At 63.7% G+C, this 17,183-nt stretch carries 15 protein-coding genes and 1 pseudogene; 7 read left to right on the top strand and 9 right to left on the bottom strand.

What is annotated here, in order from left to right; all coding sequences use genetic code 11:
- Positions 1-60: 60 nt before the first annotated feature.
- The 5 genes from atuE to HS968_RS14790 all read right to left on the bottom strand — a co-directional run bounded on the left by atuE (position 61) and on the right by HS968_RS14790 (position 6,532).
- The gene (gene atuE / locus HS968_RS14810) at positions 61-858 is read right to left on the bottom strand and encodes an isohexenylglutaconyl-CoA hydratase (protein WP_182366773.1); all 798 of its coding nucleotides are present in this window, start codon (positions 856-858) and stop codon (positions 61-63) included.
- Between the two features lie 55 nt (positions 859-913).
- Entirely contained in the window at positions 914-2,074 is a 1,161-nt protein-coding gene (atuD, locus tag HS968_RS14805) for a citronellyl-CoA dehydrogenase (RefSeq protein ID WP_182366770.1), read from the bottom strand.
- Between the two features lie 81 nt (positions 2,075-2,155).
- Complete coding sequence (gene atuC / locus HS968_RS14800; RefSeq protein WP_182366767.1) at positions 2,156-3,772, bottom strand: geranyl-CoA carboxylase subunit beta; 1,617 nt, start codon at positions 3,770-3,772, stop codon at positions 2,156-2,158.
- 4 nt (positions 3,773-3,776) lie between these two features.
- On the bottom strand, positions 3,777-4,646 hold the full coding sequence (locus HS968_RS14795; RefSeq protein ID WP_182366764.1) for an SDR family oxidoreductase: 870 nt from the start codon (positions 4,644-4,646) through the stop codon (positions 3,777-3,779).
- Between the two features lie 92 nt (positions 4,647-4,738).
- Positions 4,739-6,532 carry an acyclic terpene utilization AtuA family protein gene (locus tag HS968_RS14790; RefSeq protein WP_182366762.1) on the bottom strand — a complete coding sequence of 598 codons (1,794 nt, stop codon included), beginning with the start codon at positions 6,530-6,532 and terminating at the stop codon, positions 4,739-4,741.
- A 221-nt stretch (positions 6,533-6,753) separates the two neighbouring features.
- Here HS968_RS14790 and HS968_RS14785 point away from each other — a divergent pair, with 221 nt between their 5' ends.
- Both HS968_RS14785 and HS968_RS14780 read left to right on the top strand, forming a co-directional pair.
- Positions 6,754-7,377, top strand: coding sequence for a TetR/AcrR family transcriptional regulator (locus tag HS968_RS14785; RefSeq protein WP_119691564.1), 624 nt, complete (start codon positions 6,754-6,756; stop codon positions 7,375-7,377).
- Positions 7,378-7,565: 188 nt separating this feature from the next.
- Positions 7,566-8,384 (top strand): type 2 periplasmic-binding domain-containing protein, encoded by an 819-nt coding sequence (locus tag HS968_RS14780; RefSeq protein WP_182366759.1) that lies wholly within the window; start codon positions 7,566-7,568, stop codon positions 8,382-8,384.
- Here the strand turns inward: HS968_RS14780 and HS968_RS14775 are convergent.
- From HS968_RS14775 to HS968_RS14760, 4 genes and pseudogenes are all read right to left on the bottom strand, one after another.
- A pseudogene (locus HS968_RS14775) lies at positions 8,335-9,093 on the bottom strand (CPBP family intramembrane glutamic endopeptidase). The gene HS968_RS14780 and the pseudogene HS968_RS14775 sit on opposite strands and share 50 nt — an antisense overlap.
- A 68-nt stretch (positions 9,094-9,161) precedes the next feature.
- Entirely contained in the window at positions 9,162-9,329 is a 168-nt protein-coding gene (locus tag HS968_RS14770; protein ID WP_013715159.1) for a DUF2897 family protein, read from the bottom strand.
- Positions 9,330-9,384: 55 nt separating this feature from the next.
- Positions 9,385-10,149, bottom strand: coding sequence for an ethanolamine ammonia-lyase subunit EutC (gene eutC, locus HS968_RS14765; RefSeq protein WP_182366756.1), 765 nt, complete (start codon positions 10,147-10,149; stop codon positions 9,385-9,387).
- Entirely contained in the window at positions 10,149-11,543 is a 1,395-nt protein-coding gene (locus tag HS968_RS14760; protein WP_182366754.1) for an ethanolamine ammonia-lyase subunit EutB, read from the bottom strand. The genes eutC and HS968_RS14760 overlap by 1 nt, the downstream gene beginning before the upstream one ends.
- 243 nt (positions 11,544-11,786) lie before the next feature.
- Between HS968_RS14760 and HS968_RS14755 the strand changes: the two genes are divergently transcribed.
- From HS968_RS14755 to HS968_RS14735, 5 genes are all read left to right on the top strand, one after another.
- Positions 11,787-13,088, top strand: a complete 1,302-nt coding sequence (locus tag HS968_RS14755; protein WP_182366752.1) for a sensor histidine kinase — start codon at positions 11,787-11,789, stop codon at positions 13,086-13,088.
- Position 13,089: 1 nt separating this feature from the next.
- Complete coding sequence (locus HS968_RS14750; protein ID WP_182366741.1) at positions 13,090-14,004, top strand: response regulator; 915 nt, start codon at positions 13,090-13,092, stop codon at positions 14,002-14,004.
- Positions 14,005-14,155: 151 nt separating this feature from the next.
- Positions 14,156-14,857 (top strand): orotidine-5'-phosphate decarboxylase, encoded by a 702-nt coding sequence (gene pyrF / locus HS968_RS14745; protein WP_182366739.1) that lies wholly within the window; start codon positions 14,156-14,158, stop codon positions 14,855-14,857.
- 364 nt (positions 14,858-15,221) lie between these two features.
- Positions 15,222-15,983, top strand: a complete 762-nt coding sequence (locus tag HS968_RS14740; protein WP_119691556.1) for an SDR family oxidoreductase — start codon at positions 15,222-15,224, stop codon at positions 15,981-15,983.
- A gap of 169 nt (positions 15,984-16,152) precedes the next feature.
- On the top strand, positions 16,153-17,052 hold the full coding sequence (locus HS968_RS14735; protein ID WP_119691555.1) for a bile acid:sodium symporter family protein: 900 nt from the start codon (positions 16,153-16,155) through the stop codon (positions 17,050-17,052).
- The last annotated feature ends 131 nt before the right edge of the window (positions 17,053-17,183 follow it).

The raw sequence follows: 17,183 nt of genomic DNA, 5'->3' as shown, positions 1-17,183 counted from the left end.
CCGGATTGCATCCGGGCTACGTTCTATTTGTTCCCTCTCCCCTTGGGGAGAGGGGAGCTACTACTGAGCCCACTTCGGCTTGCGCTTCTGCACGAAGGCCATGGTGCCTTCGACACCCTCGGCGCCGGTCACAGCGGCGGCGAACTGTTCGGCGGCGCGGTCGAGCAGCGGGCCGAGTGCTTCGTGTTCGCTGGCCAGCAGCAGCGCCTTGGTCTGGGCGTTAGCCTGTGGCGCACACTGACGAATTTGCTCCAGGGTCTCGTCCAGGCGCTGTTGCAGGGCAGCTTCATCCTGCTCGCAGTAGTGCACCAGGCCCAGACGCAGGGCCTCGGCACCGTCGAAGCGGGCGGCGGTCAGGGCCAGGCGGCGGGCCTGGGTCAGGCCGATGCGGTGCACGACGAAGGGGGCGATCTGCGCCGGGAGGATGCCCAGCGTGGTTTCCGGCAGGCCGAACTTGGCTCCGCTGGCAGCGATGGCCACATCGGAGACGCAGGCCAGGCCGAAGCCGCCGCCCAGCACGGCACCTTCCAGTACCGCTACCAATACCTGCGGCGTGGCCTGGGCCTCTTCCAGCAGCGCACCGAAGGCACGGTTCAGTTCGCGGTAGGCGTCTCCACCTTTGGCACGGGCGCCGGCCATGTCCTTGATATCGCCGCCGGCGCAGAAGTGGCCGGCGGCACCGCGCAGAACGAGGGCGCGCACGTTCGGATCATGGCGCACGGCCTCCAGCGTGGCGCGCAGTTCGCCGACCATGGCCAGGCTCATGGCGTTGCGGCTGTCCGGGCGGTTGAGGGTGATGTGCAGCACGCCACCGACGTAGCTCAGCAGCAGGGTTTCGCAGTGGGGCAGGTCGTTCATCGCATAGCCTCGGTGTAGGGCGGGTGAAACCCGCCGCAACGGTATGAGTGGCAGGTCAGCCTTTCTTTTTCCCTGGCAGGATGCCCATCAGCTTGCAGATGATGCCGAGCATGATTTCGTCGGCGCCGCCGCCGATGCTGACCAGGCGCACGTCGCGGTAGGCGCGCGACACCGGGTTGTCCCACATGAAGCCCATCCCGCCCCAGTACTGCAGGCAGGCGTCGGATACCTCGCGGCCCAGGCGGCCGGCCTTGAGCTTGGCCATCGAGGCCAGCCGGGTCACGTCGCGGCCTTTCACGTACTGTTCGGTGGCCTGGTAGACCAGCGCGCGCAGGGCTTCGATCTCGGTCTGCAGCTCGGCCATGCGGAAGTGGATGACCTGATTGTCGATCAGCGGTTGGCCGAAGGTGTGGCGCTGCTTGCAGTAGTCGATGGTGGTGTCGACGCAGTGCTCCAGGCCCTTGATCATGTTGGCCGCGCCGAACAGGCGCTCTTCCTGGAACTGCAGCATCTGCATCATGAAACCGGCGCCTTCGTGGCCGATGAGATAGCGCTGCGGCACGCGTACGTTGTCGAAGAACACCTGGGCGGTCTCCGAGCTGCGCATGCCGAGTTTGTCCAGGTGCGGGCTGACGCTGATGCCCGGGGTCTTCATCGGCACCACGATCAGTGATTTGTTGACGTGCGGCTTGTCGTCGCTGGTGTTGGCCAGCAGGCAGATGAAGTCGGCCGACGGCGAGTTGGTGATCCACATCTTGCTGCCGTTGATCACGTAGTCGTCGCCGTCCTTGCGCGCAGTGGTCTTCAGGCCCGCCACGTCGGAGCCGGCGCCGACTTCGGAGACACCGATGCAGCCGACCATCTCACCGGTGATGGCCGGGCGCAGGAACTCTTCGCGCAACTCGTCGGAGCCGAAGCGCGCCAGGGCTGGGGTGCACATGTCGGTCTGCACGCCGATGGACATGGGGATGCCGCCGCAATGGATGGTGCCGAACTCTTCGGCGGCGACGATGGAATAGCTGTAGTCCAGGCCCATGCCGCCGAATTTCTCCGGCTTGGAGATGCCCAGCAGGCCCAGCTCGCCGGCCTTCTTGAAAATGTCATGGATGGGGAAGCGGCCTTCTTTTTCCCACTCATCGACGTGCGGGTTGATTTCCTTGTCGACGAAGTTGCGGACGGTGCGGCGGAGTTCTTCGTGTTCTTGGGTGAAGATCATTGTTGTTGTTCTCCGTATTGAATGGGTCTGTAGGGCGGGTGAAACCCGCCGCATGCTTGGCGGGTTTCACCCGCCCTACGTTTAAAATCTCGCGACGCCGAAACGGTTGGATTTCAACGGTCGCAGGTTGGCTTCGGCGCAGATATCCAGCAAAAAGCCCAGCAGTTTGCGGGTGTCGCGCGGGTCGATCAGGCCGTCGTCCCACAGGCTGGCGGTGCCGTACAGCGCGGTGGACTGGCTGTCGAGCTTCTGTGCGGTCACGGTTTCCAGCATGTCGAGCATCTTTGGATCTGCTTCCTTGCCCTCCTTGGCGTGCTTGTCCTCGGTGACGATGCGTAGCACCTTGCCGGCCTGGGCGCCGCCCATCACGGCGGTCTTGCTGTTGGGCCAGGCGAAGATGAAGCGTGGGTCGAGGCCGCGGCCGCACATGGCGTAGTTGCCGGCGCCGTAGGAGCCGCCAACGACGATGGTGAGCTTGGGCACGGTGGCGTTGGCCACGGCCTGGATCATCTTCGAGCCGTGCTTGATCACGCCGTTCTGTTCCGATTCCGTGCCGACCATGAAGCCGGTGGTGTTGTGGAAGAACAGGATCGGCGTGTTGCTCTGCTCGCACAGCTGGATGAACTGCGCCGCCTTGGCCGCACCCTGCGGGGTGATCGGGCCGTTGTTGCCGATGAAACCGCAGGCCTGGCCTTCGATCTGCAAGTGGCCGCAGACGGTCTGGCTGTCGAACTCGTTCTTGAAGTCGAGGAACTCCGAGCCATCGGCGATGCGCGCGATGATCTCGCGTACGTCGTAGGGTTTCTTGGCATCGGCCGGCACCAGGCCGAGCAGTTCCTCGGCCGGGTACAGCGGTTCGCGCCAGTTTTTCGCCGGGCGCGTCGGTAACTGCTGGTTCCAGGGCAGCATGCCGAGGATCTCGCGCGCCAGGCGCACGCCGTCGGCGTCGTTCTCGGCCAGGTACTCGGCGGTGCCGGCGACCTGGGCGTGCATCTCGGCGCCGCCGAGTTGCTCGTCAGTGGCGATCTCACCGGTGGCGGCCTTGAGCAGGGGCGGGCCGGCGAGGAACATCTTGGCCTTGCCGCGTACCACTACCACGTAATCCGACAGGCCGGGCTGGTAGGCCCCGCCAGCGGTGCTGGAGCCATGTACTACGGTAATCTGCGGTAGGCCCATGGCGGACATGCGCGCCTGGTTGGCGAAGCCGCGTGCACCCTCGACGAAGATGTCGGCGGCATAGTTGAGGTTGGCGCCGCCGCTCTCGGCCAGGGTCACCACCGGCAGCTTGTTCTCGAAGGCGATCTGTTGCAGACGCAGGGATTTCTTCAGACCAGTGGGGGAGATAGTGCCGCCCTTGATCGCGCTGTTGTTGGCGATCACCAGGCAGCGCACGCCGGCGATGTAGCCGATGCCGGCGATCAGGCCGCCGCCGGCCTGGCTGCCATCCTTGTCGTCGTGCAGCTTGTAGCCGGCCAGCGAGGACAGTTCGAGGAACGGCGCGCCGGCGTCGAGCAACAGGTTGATGCGTTCACGCGGCAGCAACTGGCCGCGCTTCTCGAACTTGGCTTTGGCTTCCTGCGCCTTGTCGAGCACCTTCTGCTCGACGTCGCGGAAGGTTGCGATGGCCGCCAGCATGGTTTCGCGGTTCTGCGCGAAGGCTTCGCCATGCACATCGATTTCCGATTGGATCACGGGCATCGCCTTACTCCTGATCTTTCAGTACGTCGGGCACGTAGGCCCGGTGGAAACCGTTGTAGGACTCGCTGTTCTTCGCCTTGCCCAGCGTCCAGGCACGGGTGCCCTGGCTGGCGGCGCCATCGATACGGATGGTGTTGCCGCTGATGAAGTTGGCGCCGGGGCTGAGCAGGAAGACGATGGCCGCTGCCACCTCGGACTCGGTGCCGATACGCTGCAGCGGCACGTGATCCTTGAGGTTGCGGATCATGTTCTTCATCGACTCGGGGTAGGTGTCCATACCGCTGGAGGCGATCCAGCCCGGCGCTACGGCGTTGACCCGCACACCGGCGTGGCCCCATTCGTAGGCGGCGGTCTTGGTGAAGTTCTCCATGCCGGCCCGCGCCGCCCCCGAATGGCCCATGCCGGGCATGCCGCCCCACATGTCGGCGAGCATGTTGACGATGCTGCCGCCGTGCTTGCTCATGCTCTGCAGGAAGACTTCCTTGGCCACCAGGAAGCCGCCCACCAGATTGGTGCGCACCACGGTCTCGAAGCCTTTCTGGTTGATGCCGATCAGCGGCGCGGGGAACTGGCCGCCAGCATTGTTCACAAGCTGGTGGATGCGCCCACGTTCCTTGACCACCGCGACTACCATGGTCTTCACGGCTTCTTCGTCACGGATGTCACAGACCTGAAAGCTGGCGCTGCCGCCGTCTTCGGTGATCTCGGTGCAGGTCTTCTCTAGCTTTTCCTGCTTGCGCCCGACCAGCACCACATGGGCGCCCAGGTGGGCCAGTTCGTGGGCCACGCAGCGGCCGATGCCGCTGCCACCACCGGTGACCAGGATGGTCTGCCCGGCGAACAGGCCGGGTTTGAATACGGAGTCGTATGCCATTGTTGTTATTGTCCTCGTCGGTTCCTGTGGGAGCGGCTTCAGCCGCGATGCCCTTGCTTTATCCCAATCGCGGCTGAAGCCGCTCCCACGTATCAGCCGTGCAGTCGATCCGCCAATGCCCTGGGCACTGGCACCGGGAATTCCAGCAGTTGCTGGGCGAAGGCCTTGCCCTGCGGGTCGATGCGCAGGCTGGCGACGCCACCACCGCCAAGCGCGTTTTCCAGCAGGAAGTTGAGGCTGTGGCTGCCCGGCAGATACCAACGGCTGACGTGGCCCCGCTCGGCGTCCAGGGTATGCGCCATCCAGTTGGCCACGGCTTCGGGCGTCAGCGCAGCGGCGATCCACGCCAGGTATTCGGGCTTTCTGGCCATCACGCCGATGTTGCTGTGGTTGCCCTTATCGCCGGAGCGGGCCACGGCCAGGCGGATCAGCGGCACGGCAGCGTCGGCTTCACCCATCGCTACGGGCAGAGCGGCCGGTGCGCGGAGTTGCGCTGGGTCGAAGGTATCGATCTGGGGCAGGGCGACCGGATGGCGTTCGCCATCGATCTCGACGCTCAGGGCGCAGGCGCTCTTGTCCACCAGGAAGCTGAACAGACGGATCACCGGGTAGACGGTGGGGCGGCCGCCGACGATGCCGGTCAGGCCCGGCGCCATGCCGGTGGCAGCCTGGGCGATCTCGCGGGAGAAGAGGATCAGCGCCTCCTTCTTGGCATGGCGTGCAGCGATCTTCACCACTACCTCGCGGCTGTACTTGCGATGGGCATGGGCGCCATAGGTGGCTTCGCTGCCGAGCAGCTCGACGCTGACTTCCTGGTAACGACCCCAGCCACGCTCGGCGAACAGCTCTTCGGTCTTCTTGATGATCGCCTCGCTGACCCGTTCGGCCTTGGCCACGGCATCGATACCGGCCAGCAGGAAGCTGGCGGTGCAGCGGAAACCGTCCGGGTGCGTGGCGCTGACCTTGTACTGGTTGGTGGGCGGCAGGCCGAGGGCGCCCTGAAGCTGCACGCGGTTGTCGCCGACCTGGCTCAGCTCGACCTGGGTGAAGTCGCAGATCACGTCCGGCAGCAGATAGGCACGAGGATCGCCGATCTCGTAGAGCATCTGCTCGCCAACGGTAAAAGGCGTGACCAAGCCGCCGGAACCATCCGGCTTGGTCACGACGAAACGGCCATCGTCTTCGACTTCGACGATGGGGAAACCGATGTGCTCGTAATCCGGCACGTCGCGCCAGTCGGTGAAGTTGCCACCGGTGCACTGCGCGCCGCACTCGATGATGTGCCCGGCCAGCGCGGCCTGGGCCAGCTTGTCGTAGTCGCTCCAGGCCCAGCCGAATTCGTGCACCAGGGCAGCGCTGACCACCGCACTGTCGACCACGCGGCCAGTGATGACGATGTCGGCGCCCTGTTCCAGCGCGGCGACGATGCCCGGTGCGCCGAGGTAGGCGTTGACCGAAACGCAGAAGGGCGGCAGCGCGGCACCCGTGAACATCTCGCGGGTGCCGGCCTTGACCAGCTCGCCGAGCTTGGGGTGCAGGTTGTCGCCGTGCAGCACGGCGATCTTCAGGTTCACCCCGGCCTGCTCGCAGGCGGCGCTCAGAGCCGCAGCGCAGGCCATTGGGTTGACCCCGCCGGCGTTGCTGATGACGCGGGTTTTCTTCGCCGCCAGTTCGCCGAGCAGAGGCGCTAGCACCTCGACGAAGTCGCGGGCATAGCCATCATCCGGCTTCTTCATGCGGGCGCCGGCCATGATCGACATGGTGATCTCGGCCAGGTAGTCGAACACCAGGTAATCCAGTTCGGCGCCGCGAACCAGTTGAGCGGCAGCGGTGGAGGTGTCGCCCCAGAACGCGGAGGCGCAGCCGATGCGTACGGTTTTGGTCATTGGAATTGGCCCGTCACACATTTGAGAAGGTGAGCTCACACTACCAAGCAAGCGCTTGGTTGAAAAGTGGCAAAACACGACAAACTGGCCAAAAGTGCGGCCAAGCGCTTGCTTGGTTCATCCACCAGGCATAAATTTCACCAACAACGACAAGCACTTGCTGGCAGTTGCTCGAATTACGAGTAACTGCCAGCAGGGCCAAGAAATGGGGAGAAGCCAGCGTGGATGAACAAAATGCCCAGGCGGTGATGCAGGCGCTGGTCGACAGCGGCCAGCTCACCGACCCGGAGAGCGCACGCGGCAAGCTGCTGCAGATGGCGGCTCACCTGTTCCGCAGCAAGGGCTACGAGCGCACCACGGTGCGTGACCTGGCCAGCGCCATCGGCATCCAGTCGGGCAGCATCTTTCACCACTTCAAGAGCAAGGACGAGATTCTCCGCGCTGTGATGGAGGAAACCATCGTCTACAACACCGCGCTGATGCAGGCCGATCTTGCGCACGCGAAGGGCACCCGTGAACGCCTGCTGGCGCTGATTCGCTGCGAGCTGCAGTCGATCATGGGCGGTACTGGCGAGGCCATGGCGGTGCTGGTCTACGAATGGCGCTCGTTGTCGACGCAAAGTCAGGCCCAGGTGCTGGCCCTGCGCGACACCTACGAGCAGATCTGGCTGCAGGTGCTGAACGAGGCGCGTGAAGCCGGCTACTTCAAGGGTGATCCCTTCATCCAGCGAAGGTTTCTTACCGGAGCGCTGAGTTGGACTAACACCTGGTTTCGTCCGGAGGGACCAATGAGCCTGGATCAACTGGCCGAAGAAGCCCTGTCGCTGGTGTGCAAGGACGCTTGAGCGCGCGAGTCACCTCTGCTTCTGTGCTGCTTGGATGACGCCAGTTTTCGGGCGCTGTAGTAAGGGCGTGAGTTGTCGTCAGACGCGGTCTGGAAAGCGACATACGACTGAAAAACCATCTAGTCGGTCAGGGTAAGACTGGAGTAGGCTGAGCCGCACTAGAAGAAGGATTTTTTGGGGGACTCAAGATGCGGCATTGGGGGCGCTGGAATCATGGATGGCTGGCCGCTATCTGCTTGCTGTCGACCGGCTTGTTGTATGCCGCAGAAGTTGTCCGAGTTGGCGGTGCACACTTTCCGCCCTATGTGATCAAGTCCAACCTGAACGAGTCCAGCGGCCTGCTGCCGCAATTGCTCGATTCGCTCAATCAGGTGCAAGACGACTACCACTTCACCATGTTGCCCACCGCTATCGTGCGTCGCTTCAGCGATCTGCAACGTGGGCGCATCGACATGGCCATTTTCGAGAACCCGGAGTGGGGCTGGCAGGGGATCGATGTAGCCGCTGTCGACATGGGCCTGGAGGACGCCGAGTTGTTCGTCGCACGTGACGAGGAGGGGCGCGACCAGGGCTATTTCGAACAGGTACAGGGTAAGCGCCTGGCACTGTATCGCGGTTATCACTACGGTTTTGCGGGTTTCAACAGTGATCCCGAATACCTGACCCAAACCTTCAATGCCAACCTTGGCCATTCACATGACAGCAACCTACTGATGGTGCTGCGCGGGCGTGCAGATGTCGCTCTGGTCACGCGCTCCAATCTCTATGACTTCATCAAGCGCAATCGTGAGCATGCTCGCTCGTTACTGATTTCCGAGCGTACCGACCAGGTCTACCGTCATCACGCGATGATTCGTACCGGTGCGCCGATCAGCCCCGAGCGTTTCGCCGAGTTGCTCGAAGAGCTCCGGCTCAAGGGCGAACTGGCGCGGATCTTTTCGCCTTATCGCATCGCGGTCATGCCAGTCGTAGCGGATAACTCAACAGCGATAGATGCAGTAGATTGACCGCGCCATGTAGCGCGACCGCCAGGCTCAGGCGGCCGCTGTAGTGGAAGGCCAGGCCATAACCCAGGCCGGCGAGGCTCGCCAGTAGGGCGAATAACAGGCTGAATGGCATGTGAACCGCACCGAAGAGTGCAGCCGTTAGCAACAGCCCTGGCCAGGCCCCGAAGCGCTGCACCAGAGCAGGCTGCAGTACGCCACGAAACAGAAGCTCCTCGGCCAGCACGGCCACGCCCAGATTCACCAGCAACCACAGCAGCAGGCCTTCCGGCCATTTCGGCTGCCAGGCCACCAGTCCTAGTGCGATTGCCAGCACCGGCACCGCCAGCAAGGTGAGTAAGCAGACCCACAATACACGTGCTGGAGAAATGACCGGTCTGCTGGGCTGTCCCAGCCACCAGGCCAGCAGCGCCGTGCCGAGCAGCAACTTGTCCCAGGACAGGCGCAACGTATAGGGCGGTGCGTCAGGGCTGATCTGGCGTGGTTGCCAAAGCGTCTAGGGGCTGAAACCTGGTAGCAAGTGGGCCGCCAGTGCGACGCCAGCGACAAGCACCAACGCTCGCCACAGCCAAGCCGACAGGTGCCGTTCGCCAAGCAGGATCAGGACGCAGGCAGCCGTACCAAGTAACAGACCGACCGGCTGGATGAAGCCCAAAGCATGACCCAGCGCCAGGGTAAAGGCCGGTAGCAGCAGTCGCAGATGCAGGGGCATGGCGCCTCCTCGGGAGAAGGAGGCGCAGTCTAGCAGGCTCTCAGAGTAGAGATGGCGTACAGGATGGGTCAGCGCTCTCGGCTGTCCTTGGCGTCCTGTTCGACGTTGCGCTCGTGGATACGCTTGAGCTGTTCCTCGGTCAGCGGCAATTTCTTCGCCGTGTCGCGTAGCAGCAGGAGGCTGCCGAGGATGGAGCCCAAGGCCAGGATCAGGATGAGCCAGGCGTACCAGGGCATGATCGATTCCTCTTGCGGGTAGGGACTTCCACCATACCCGCTCGCAACCGGCTTGTCAGGCTGGCAGCTCGCGCACCGGCTGCAGGTTGCTGTCGTCCTTGAGCGACACGCCGCTGAGTTGCAGGCGCAAGGCCTGGCGCGCGAGGTAGTCGAGCTTGTGCGCCGCCAGCGCGTAGGGCAGCCCTTTGGGGCGCACGTTGGAGATGCAGTTGCGCGCGCTGTCCGGGCAGCCGATCCGCGGCGCGTAGGTCAGGTACAGGCCGAGACTGTCCGGCGAGGTCAGGCCTGGACGTTCGCCGATCATCACGATCACCAGGCGTGCGCGTAGCGCCTCGGCGATGCCGTCGCCGATGGCCACACGGCCCTGTTCGGCGAGCACTACCGGGGTGTTGGCCCAGTCGGTGTCGAAGTGCGCCTGGAAGGCTTGCAGCAGGGGCAGGGCATGGCGTTGCACGGCAATGGCCGAGAGGCCGTCGGCCAGCACGATCACCAGTTCCGGCGCCGGGGCTTCCTGCAACAGCTGCTGACGACATGCTTCGTGCAGTTGCCTGCCATGATCCGGGCGTAGCAGGTAGCTCTGACGATCCTCGGCGTTGCTGCGCACTTTAAGGGAGCGAAAACCAGCGTTCTGCAACTGGGCTTGTAGCTCGTCGAAGTCCAGCGGACGGTGCACGGCGTCGCGTGCCTGAGCATGGGCCAGGCCGAACTTCAGCACCTCGGTGGTAGGCAGGCTGCAGCCGACCCGGCCAAGGGCGATGCGCGCCGAAGTGTGTGCGCGCAGTTCGTCCCAGGGATTGTGCTGGATCAGGTCGTTGGTCATCAGGCGGCTCCCGAGATGTGTGGCAACTGCTTGAGCAGATGGTGACCACGGCCGATATCGCGTAGGCGGCCTCCCGGTTCGGTGATGGCCATGCGCGCCAGCCAGGCGTCGAATTCCGGCGCGCGTTTGAGGCCCAGCACGTTGCGCAGGTACAGCGCATCGTGGAACGAGGTGCTCTGGTAGTTGAGCATGATGTCGTCGGCGCCGGGGATGCCCATGATGAAGTTGATGCCAGCCGCACCGAGCAGGGTGAGCAGGTTGTCCATGTCATCCTGATCGGCTTCGGCGTGGTTGGTGTAGCAGACGTCGCAGCCCATCGGCAGGCCGAGCAACTTGGCGCAGAAATGATCCTCCAGTCCGGCGCGAGTGATCTGCTTGCCGTCGTAGAGATACTCCGGCCCGATGAAGCCCACCACGGTATTGACCAGCAGCGGGCGAAACTCGCGGGCCACTGCGTAGGCGCGTGCTTCGCAGGTCTGCTGGTCGACGCCATGGTGACCTCCGGCCGATAGTGCGCTGCCCTGGCCGGTTTCGAAGTACATGACGTTATCGCCGAGCGTGCCACGACCGAGCGACAGCGCGGCGTCGTGCGCTTCACGAAGGATCGCCAGGGACACGCCGAAGCCGGCATTGGTCGCCTCGGTGCCCGCAATGGACTGGAACACCAGATCGATTGGCGCGCCGGCTTCGATGGCCTGGATCTGCGTGGTGACATGGGTCAGCACGCAGCTCTGCATGGGGATTTCGAAGTGCTGGCGTACCTCGTCCATCATCTGCCACAGGCGCATCAGAGTCGGCAGCGAGTCGCTGGCCGGATTGATACCCACCACGGCGTCGCCGGAGCCGTAGAGCAGACCGTCGAGCATGCTCGCGGCGATGCCGCGCACGTCATCGGTGGGGTGGTTCGGTTGCAGGCGCACGGCAAGGTGGCCGGGCAGGCCCAGGGTGTTGCGGAAACGGCTGACCACCTGACATTTGCGCGCCACCAGGATCAGGTCCTGATTGCGCATCAGCTTGCTCACTGCTGCGACCATTTCCGGTGTCAGGCCAGCCGCGACGGCACTCAGCCGGGTGCTATCGGTCTTTTCCAGCAGCAGCCAGTCACGCAGGTCGCCCACCGTCAGGTGGCTGATTAGGGCGAAAGCGGCAGCGTCATGGCGATCGATGATCAGGCGGGTGACTTCGTCCTGCTCGTAGGGGATCAGCGCCTCCTCGAGAAAGCGCTTGAGCGGCACCTCGGCCAGGGCCAGCTTGGCGGCCATGCGTTCTTCGTAGGTGGCGGCGGCGATTCCGGCCAGATAATCACCGGAGCGAGCGGGGCTGGCCTTGGCCAGCAGCGTCTTGAGATCGGCGAAGCGGTAGACGAGATCGCCGATGGTGGTCTGGTAGGACATGGCTGCGACCCATGTTGAGATGGAGGAGTGTCGAGACGTCCTTTACCGTGCAGCGCCCATGCCAGGCTGGGCAAGTGGCGTCTGCATGGGCCTTGAGCGCCAACGGCAGTATAGAAGTCGAGCCATGCTGGTGCGTGATGCGCTGGGTTGCACCGGGCTGATTCGCGCGGGGAGGGTTGTCACATGATGGCAACCTGGCACTGTTTGAATGGCGACTTTCCGATCACAGGGAGAGACCGCCCCATGAGCCGTGCCAGCGCTCTGCAGTCCCTGCTACGACCGGTCGCGCCACTGACACCGCAGATGAGCATCAGCGAAGTGGCGGATCGTCTGCTGACCCCCGAACACAAGGCCTTTCTGTCGCTGCCGGTGGTGGATGCCGGTGGCCAGCCTCTCGGTCTGGTCAGCCGTACACGTTTGCAGGACATCTTCATGCAGCGTTTCGGCCGCGACCTGCGTGGCCGTCATCCGGTCAGTGAGGTGATGAACAGCCAGCCGTTGATCGTCAGTCTGGAGGCCGACCTGGAAGCAGCGGCCAAGCAGGTCACGGGGCAGCTGCAATACCCCATCACCGAGGACTTCATCCTGGTCGACGGGCGGGGTCGCTATTGCGGCCTGGGCACTGTGCTCGACCTGCTCAAGGCCATGGAGGCGCGCATTGCCCAGCGCAATCGCGTGCTGCGCCAGGCGCTGGTGGATCTCAAGGAGTCGCAGGCGCAGTTGCTGCAGTCCGAGAAGATGGCCTCGCTGGGGCAAATGGTCGCCGGCGTTGCCCACGAGCTGAATACGCCGCTGGGTTACGTGAAGAACAACGTGCAACTGCTACGTGAGCTGAGCGAGCCGCTGTTCGACCTGGCGGCGGCGCAGGCCCGGCTGGGACAGTGCCTGAACGATCCGGCCTGTGATCAAGCGCGTCTCGGCGAAGCCCTGCAGGCTTCCGAGCTGGCGCGTCAGCAAGCCACTCCGGAGTTGCTGGCCGAAGACCTGCAGCAGCTCTACGGCGACACCCTGTATGGCCTCGAGCAGATCGCCGAGCTGGTCGTGGGGCTCAAGGATTTTGCCCGGGTCGACCGCGCCCTGAGCGAGGAGATCGACCTCAACGACTGCATTCGCAGCGCCTTGTTGATCGCCCGCAACCACCTCAAGGACAAGGTCGAGGTGATCCAGCAACTCGGTGAGCTGCCGCGCATCGCCTGCGCGCCGTCGCAGATCAATCAGGTGTTGCTCAATCTGCTGACCAACGCGGCGCAGGCCATCGACGTGGCCGGGCGGATTCAGATTCGCAGCTGGGCGGACGAGCGGGGCATTCACATCTCCTTGCAGGACAACGGTCGTGGCATGCCCGCACAGGTCATGGCGAAGATCTTCGATCCGTTCTTCACCACCAAGCCGGTCGGCCAGGGCACCGGTTTGGGCCTGTCCATCAGCTACAGGATCGTTCGCGACCATGGCGGCCAGATTCGCGTCGCCTCCGAGCCTGGTCGCGGCACGCGCTTTCTCGTCAGCCTGCCGTTGCCTGCCGCCATCATGAAAAGGAGTGCCTGAAATGACTGCCCCCATCCGCATTCTGTTCGTCGATGACGAGGAGCGCATCCTGCGCAGCCTTGCCATGCAGTTTCGTCGCCAGTACCAGGTACTGACCGAGAGTGACCCGCTGCGTGCGTTGCAACGCCTGCGCGAGGAACCGGTGCATATCCTCGTCAGTGACCAGCGCATGCCGCAGATGAGTGGGGCACAGTTGCTCGCCCAGGCCCGGGAAATCGCTCCGGATACGCTGCGCATCCTGTTGACCGGCTATTCCGATCTGGATGCTGCGGTGGATGCGCTCAACAGCGGCGGCATCTTCCGTTACCTGACCAAACCCTGGGATCAGCAGGAGATGGCTTTCACCCTGCGCCAGGCTGCCGAAATGGCCGCGCGGCATACGCCCCAGGCCAGCGCTCTGTTGAGCAGCGCATTGGCCGCACCGCTGTCCGTGCTGCTGCTCGACGATGACGCGGACACCCTGGCAGTGGTCGACGAGTTCTGTGTGGCAGGCGGGCACCAGTTGCTGCGAGCACGCAATCTGGCCGAAGCCATGCTGCAGCTCAACAATGAGGCGGTGGACGTGCTGGTCAGTGACCTGAAACTTGCTGGCGAGGACACCGCGCCGTTGCTCAAGAGCCTGGCGCAGGCGCATCCGCGCTTGCTCAGCCTGGTGGTGACGCCGTTTCGCGATACCCAGGCCTTGCTGCGTCTGGTCAACGAGGCGCAGATCTTCCGCTACCTGCCCAAACCGGTGCGTCGCGGCCTGTTCGAGAAGGGCCTGAAGGCCGCTGCCGAACAGGCGCTGATCTGGCGTGCACAGCCGCAACAGGTCGTGACCCGTCTGGCCGAGGTGCCGCGAGATGAACGCGAGCAGGAGAGGGTTGGCAGCCTGCTGGGAATGCTCGGGCGATTGCGTGAGCGGTTGATCGCCTGAGCGTCAGCGAGGTAGCCCGGATGCAATCCGGGGCCATCTTCCGCGAAGCTGTCCCGGATTTCATCCGGGCTACAGGAGGGGAACTCATCCCAGCGTCGGGTGGCTTTGCGTTACAATGCGCGGCGTTTTTATCCTGTTCGAGACCCGTCCAATGTCCGCCTGCCAGACCCCGATCATCGTTGCCCTCGACTTTCCCAGCCGCGAAGCCGCTCTGCGCCTGGCCGATCAGCTCGATCCGGCGCTGTGTCGGGTCAAGGTCGGCAAGGAGCTGTTTACCAGCTGCGCGGCGGAAATCGTCTCGACCCTGCGTGATCGCGGCTTCGAGGTCTTTCTCGATCTGAAATTCCACGACATCCCCAACACCACCGCCATGGCGGTCAGGGCCGCGGCGGAAATGGGCGTATGGATGGTAAACGTGCATTGCTCGGGCGGCCTGCGCATGATGGCGGCCTGTCGCGAGACGCTGGATCAGTTCAATGGCCCGAAACCGCTGCTGATCGGCGTGACCGTGCTGACCAGCATGGAACGCGAGGATCTGGCCGGCATCGGCCTGAATGTCGAGCCGCAGGAGCAGGTACTGCGTCTGGCCGAGCTGGCCAACCGTGCGGGCATGGACGGTCTGGTCTGCTCCGCGCAAGAAGCCTCGGCCCTGAAGATCGCCCAGCCGCGCCTGCAACTGGTGACGCCAGGTATTCGCCCGGCCGGCAGCGCCGCCGATGACCAGCGCCGTATTCTCACCCCGCGCCAGGCGCTGGATGCAGGCTCCGACTACCTGGTGATCGGTCGCCCGATCAGCCAGGCTGCCGACCCGGCCCAGGCGCTGGCTGCCGTGGTCGCCGAACTGCGCAGCTGAAACAGGCGGGTAGGGGCGGAAGCGTCGTCGGCACGATCAGCAGTCGACTGACGATTTTTCGCAGGGTGGGTTGATCGCTTGTCACCGTGGCAAGCGGCTGGCGATGCCCGCTACGGCGTAACCCAGCATCGGTGCAGCGTAGGCTGTAGCTTGTCGGGTTGCTTGAAGCATCTCGCGTATCCCTGAGACGCCGTTGCTGGTGCGCACGGCGCACCCTACTGATGCTGACCGCGGCAGAGTTCAGCCGCGTTTCATCACCAATTCGCATGACCTCGCACTCCAAACCCTGATAGTGCTGCTCGCCGGCTGCGCGGCTGGCTAGACTCCTCGCAACTTCAATAAGAATCACTGCGAGGAAGCAGACATGAGTTTGACGTTTTCCGGCCAGGTCGCCCTGGTCACTGGCGGTGCTGCCGGTATTGGTCGTGCCACGGCTCTGGCTTTCGCGGCCGAAGGGCTCAAGGTCGTGGTATCCGATGTCGACAGCGCTGGCGGGGAAGGCACCGTCGAGCTGATTCGCGCTGCTGGCGGTGAGGCGCAATTCGTGCGCTGCGACGTGACCCGTGACGCCGACGTGCAAGCGTTGATGGCCGACACCATGGCTGCCTATGGTCGCCTGGACTACGCCTTCAACAACGCCGGTATCGAGATCGAGAAGGGCAAGCTGGCAGACGGCAGCGAAGCCGAGTTCGACGCCATCATGGGCGTCAACGTCAAAGGCGTCTGGCTGTGCATGAAGCATCAGATCCCGCTGCTGCTGGCTCAGGGTGGCGGCGCCATCGTCAATACCGCCTCGGTGGCCGGCCTCGGTGCGGCGCCGAAAATGAGCATCTACGCGGCCTCCAAACACGCAGTGATCGGCCTGACCAAGTCGGCGGCAGTCGAATACGCCAAGAAGAAGGTGCGGGTCAACGCGGTGTGCCCGGCGGTGATCGACACCGATATGTTCCGCCGCGCCTACGAGGCCGATCCGAAGAAGGCTGAATTCGCTGCTGCCATGCACCCGGTCGGGCGCATCGGCAAGGTCGAGGAAATCGCCGCCGCAGTGTTGTACCTGTGCAGCGATCACGCAGCATTTACCACTGGCCAGGCATTGGCGGTGGACGGTGGTGCCACGGCGATATAGCGCTTGTGGCTGAGGGCGGCAGGGCTCTAGCTTGCGGTTTTCGTGACCTTTCGGTCACTCGCATTTTGTTACAAGTGTGTCCCGATTCTGGCGCGCGAAGCCACTATCGCTAGCGTGACGGGTTACGCAGAATCGGCTGCAGGTCCCTACCTAGACAGAGAACAACAAGATGACCGCAAGCCTTCTGAGCACCGTTTTCCTTCCCCTGGCGCTGGGCATCATCATGCTCGGTCTCGGGCTTTCCCTGACCCTGGCGGATTTCACCCGCGTGGTGAAGTACCCCAAACCGGTGATGATTGGTCTCGGTTGCCAGATTCTGTTGCTGCCGCTGGCCTGCTTCTTCCTGGTCAAGGGGTTCCAGCTGGAGGCGGCGCTGGCCGTCGGCATGATGCTGCTGGCGGCCTCGCCGGGCGGCACCACGGCCAACCTCTACAGTCACCTGGCGCATGGCGACGTGGCGCTGAACATCACCCTGACGGCGGTCAACTCGGTGATTGCCATCCTCACCATGCCGCTGATCGTCAACCTGTCGCTGATGTACTTCATGGATGGCGATCAGGCCATTCCGCTGCAGTTCGCCAAGGTCGTCCAGGTGTTCGCCATCGTGCTGGGGCCGGTGGCCATCGGCATGTGGATTCGCAGCCGCTTCTCCAGCTTCGCGGCACGCATGGAGAAGCCGGTGAAGATCATCTCCGCGTTGTTCCTGGCGCTGATCGTGCTGCTGGCGGTGGTCAAGGACTGGCAGACCTTCGTCGACTATGCGCCGCTGGTGGGCCTGGCAGCGCTGAGCTTCAATCTGCTCAGCCTGGGCGTCGGTTATTTCGTGCCGCGCCTGCTCAAGCTCTCGCAACGCCAGGCAGTGGCCATCGGCATGGAGATCGGCATCCACAACGGCACCCTGGCCATCGCCCTGGCGCTGAGCCCGATGCTGCTGAACAACCCGACCATGGCCATTCCAGCGGCGATCTACAGCATCATCATGTTCTTCACCGCAGGCATCTTTGGTTGGTGGGTGAATCGCGTTCACGGCGCTTCGCTGGCCCGTGAAGAGGCGGCCGAGCAGAGCTGAAGCGCTCGCGACATTCCACGCTGCACGAATGGCCCGGATTTGATCCGGGCCATTTTTTTTACCGCTCGTCATGATTCGCAAAAAAAGATTTGCCTCTGGAGAATGATCGTTCTACCCTATTGAGAACGATC

The sequence above is a fragment of the Pseudomonas berkeleyensis genome, from assembly GCF_014109765.1.
Classification (GTDB): Bacteria; Pseudomonadota; Gammaproteobacteria; order Pseudomonadales; family Pseudomonadaceae; genus Aquipseudomonas; species Aquipseudomonas berkeleyensis.
Note: the sequence above shows the minus strand (reverse complement) of the source record. Positions and strands in the feature narration are given on the sequence as shown.

Excerpts from the sequence above, each read along its gene's own strand:
- atuE (WP_182366773.1), bottom strand. The coding sequence starts at position 858 with ATGAACGACCTGCCCCACTGCGAAACCCTGCTGCTGAGCTACGTCGGT.
- atuD (WP_182366770.1), bottom strand. The coding sequence starts at position 2,074 with ATGATCTTCACCCAAGAACACGAAGAACTCCGCCGCACCGTCCGCAAC.
- atuC (WP_182366767.1), bottom strand. The coding sequence starts at position 3,772 with ATGCCCGTGATCCAATCGGAAATCGATGTGCATGGCGAAGCCTTCGCG.
- HS968_RS14795 (WP_182366764.1), bottom strand. The coding sequence starts at position 4,646 with ATGGCATACGACTCCGTATTCAAACCCGGCCTGTTCGCCGGGCAGACC.
- HS968_RS14790 (WP_182366762.1), bottom strand. The coding sequence starts at position 6,532 with ATGACCAAAACCGTACGCATCGGCTGCGCCTCCGCGTTCTGGGGCGAC.
- HS968_RS14780 (WP_182366759.1), top strand. The coding sequence starts at position 7,566 with ATGCGGCATTGGGGGCGCTGGAATCATGGATGGCTGGCCGCTATCTGC.
- HS968_RS14770 (WP_013715159.1), bottom strand. The coding sequence starts at position 9,329 with ATGCCCTGGTACGCCTGGCTCATCCTGATCCTGGCCTTGGGCTCCATC.
- eutC (WP_182366756.1), bottom strand. The coding sequence starts at position 10,149 with ATGACCAACGACCTGATCCAGCACAATCCCTGGGACGAACTGCGCGCA.
- HS968_RS14760 (WP_182366754.1), bottom strand. The coding sequence starts at position 11,543 with ATGTCCTACCAGACCACCATCGGCGATCTCGTCTACCGCTTCGCCGAT.
- HS968_RS14755 (WP_182366752.1), top strand. The coding sequence starts at position 11,787 with ATGAGCCGTGCCAGCGCTCTGCAGTCCCTGCTACGACCGGTCGCGCCA.
- HS968_RS14750 (WP_182366741.1), top strand. The coding sequence starts at position 13,090 with ATGACTGCCCCCATCCGCATTCTGTTCGTCGATGACGAGGAGCGCATC.
- pyrF (WP_182366739.1), top strand. The coding sequence starts at position 14,156 with ATGTCCGCCTGCCAGACCCCGATCATCGTTGCCCTCGACTTTCCCAGC.
- HS968_RS14740 (WP_119691556.1), top strand. The coding sequence starts at position 15,222 with ATGAGTTTGACGTTTTCCGGCCAGGTCGCCCTGGTCACTGGCGGTGCT.
- HS968_RS14735 (WP_119691555.1), top strand. The coding sequence starts at position 16,153 with ATGACCGCAAGCCTTCTGAGCACCGTTTTCCTTCCCCTGGCGCTGGGC.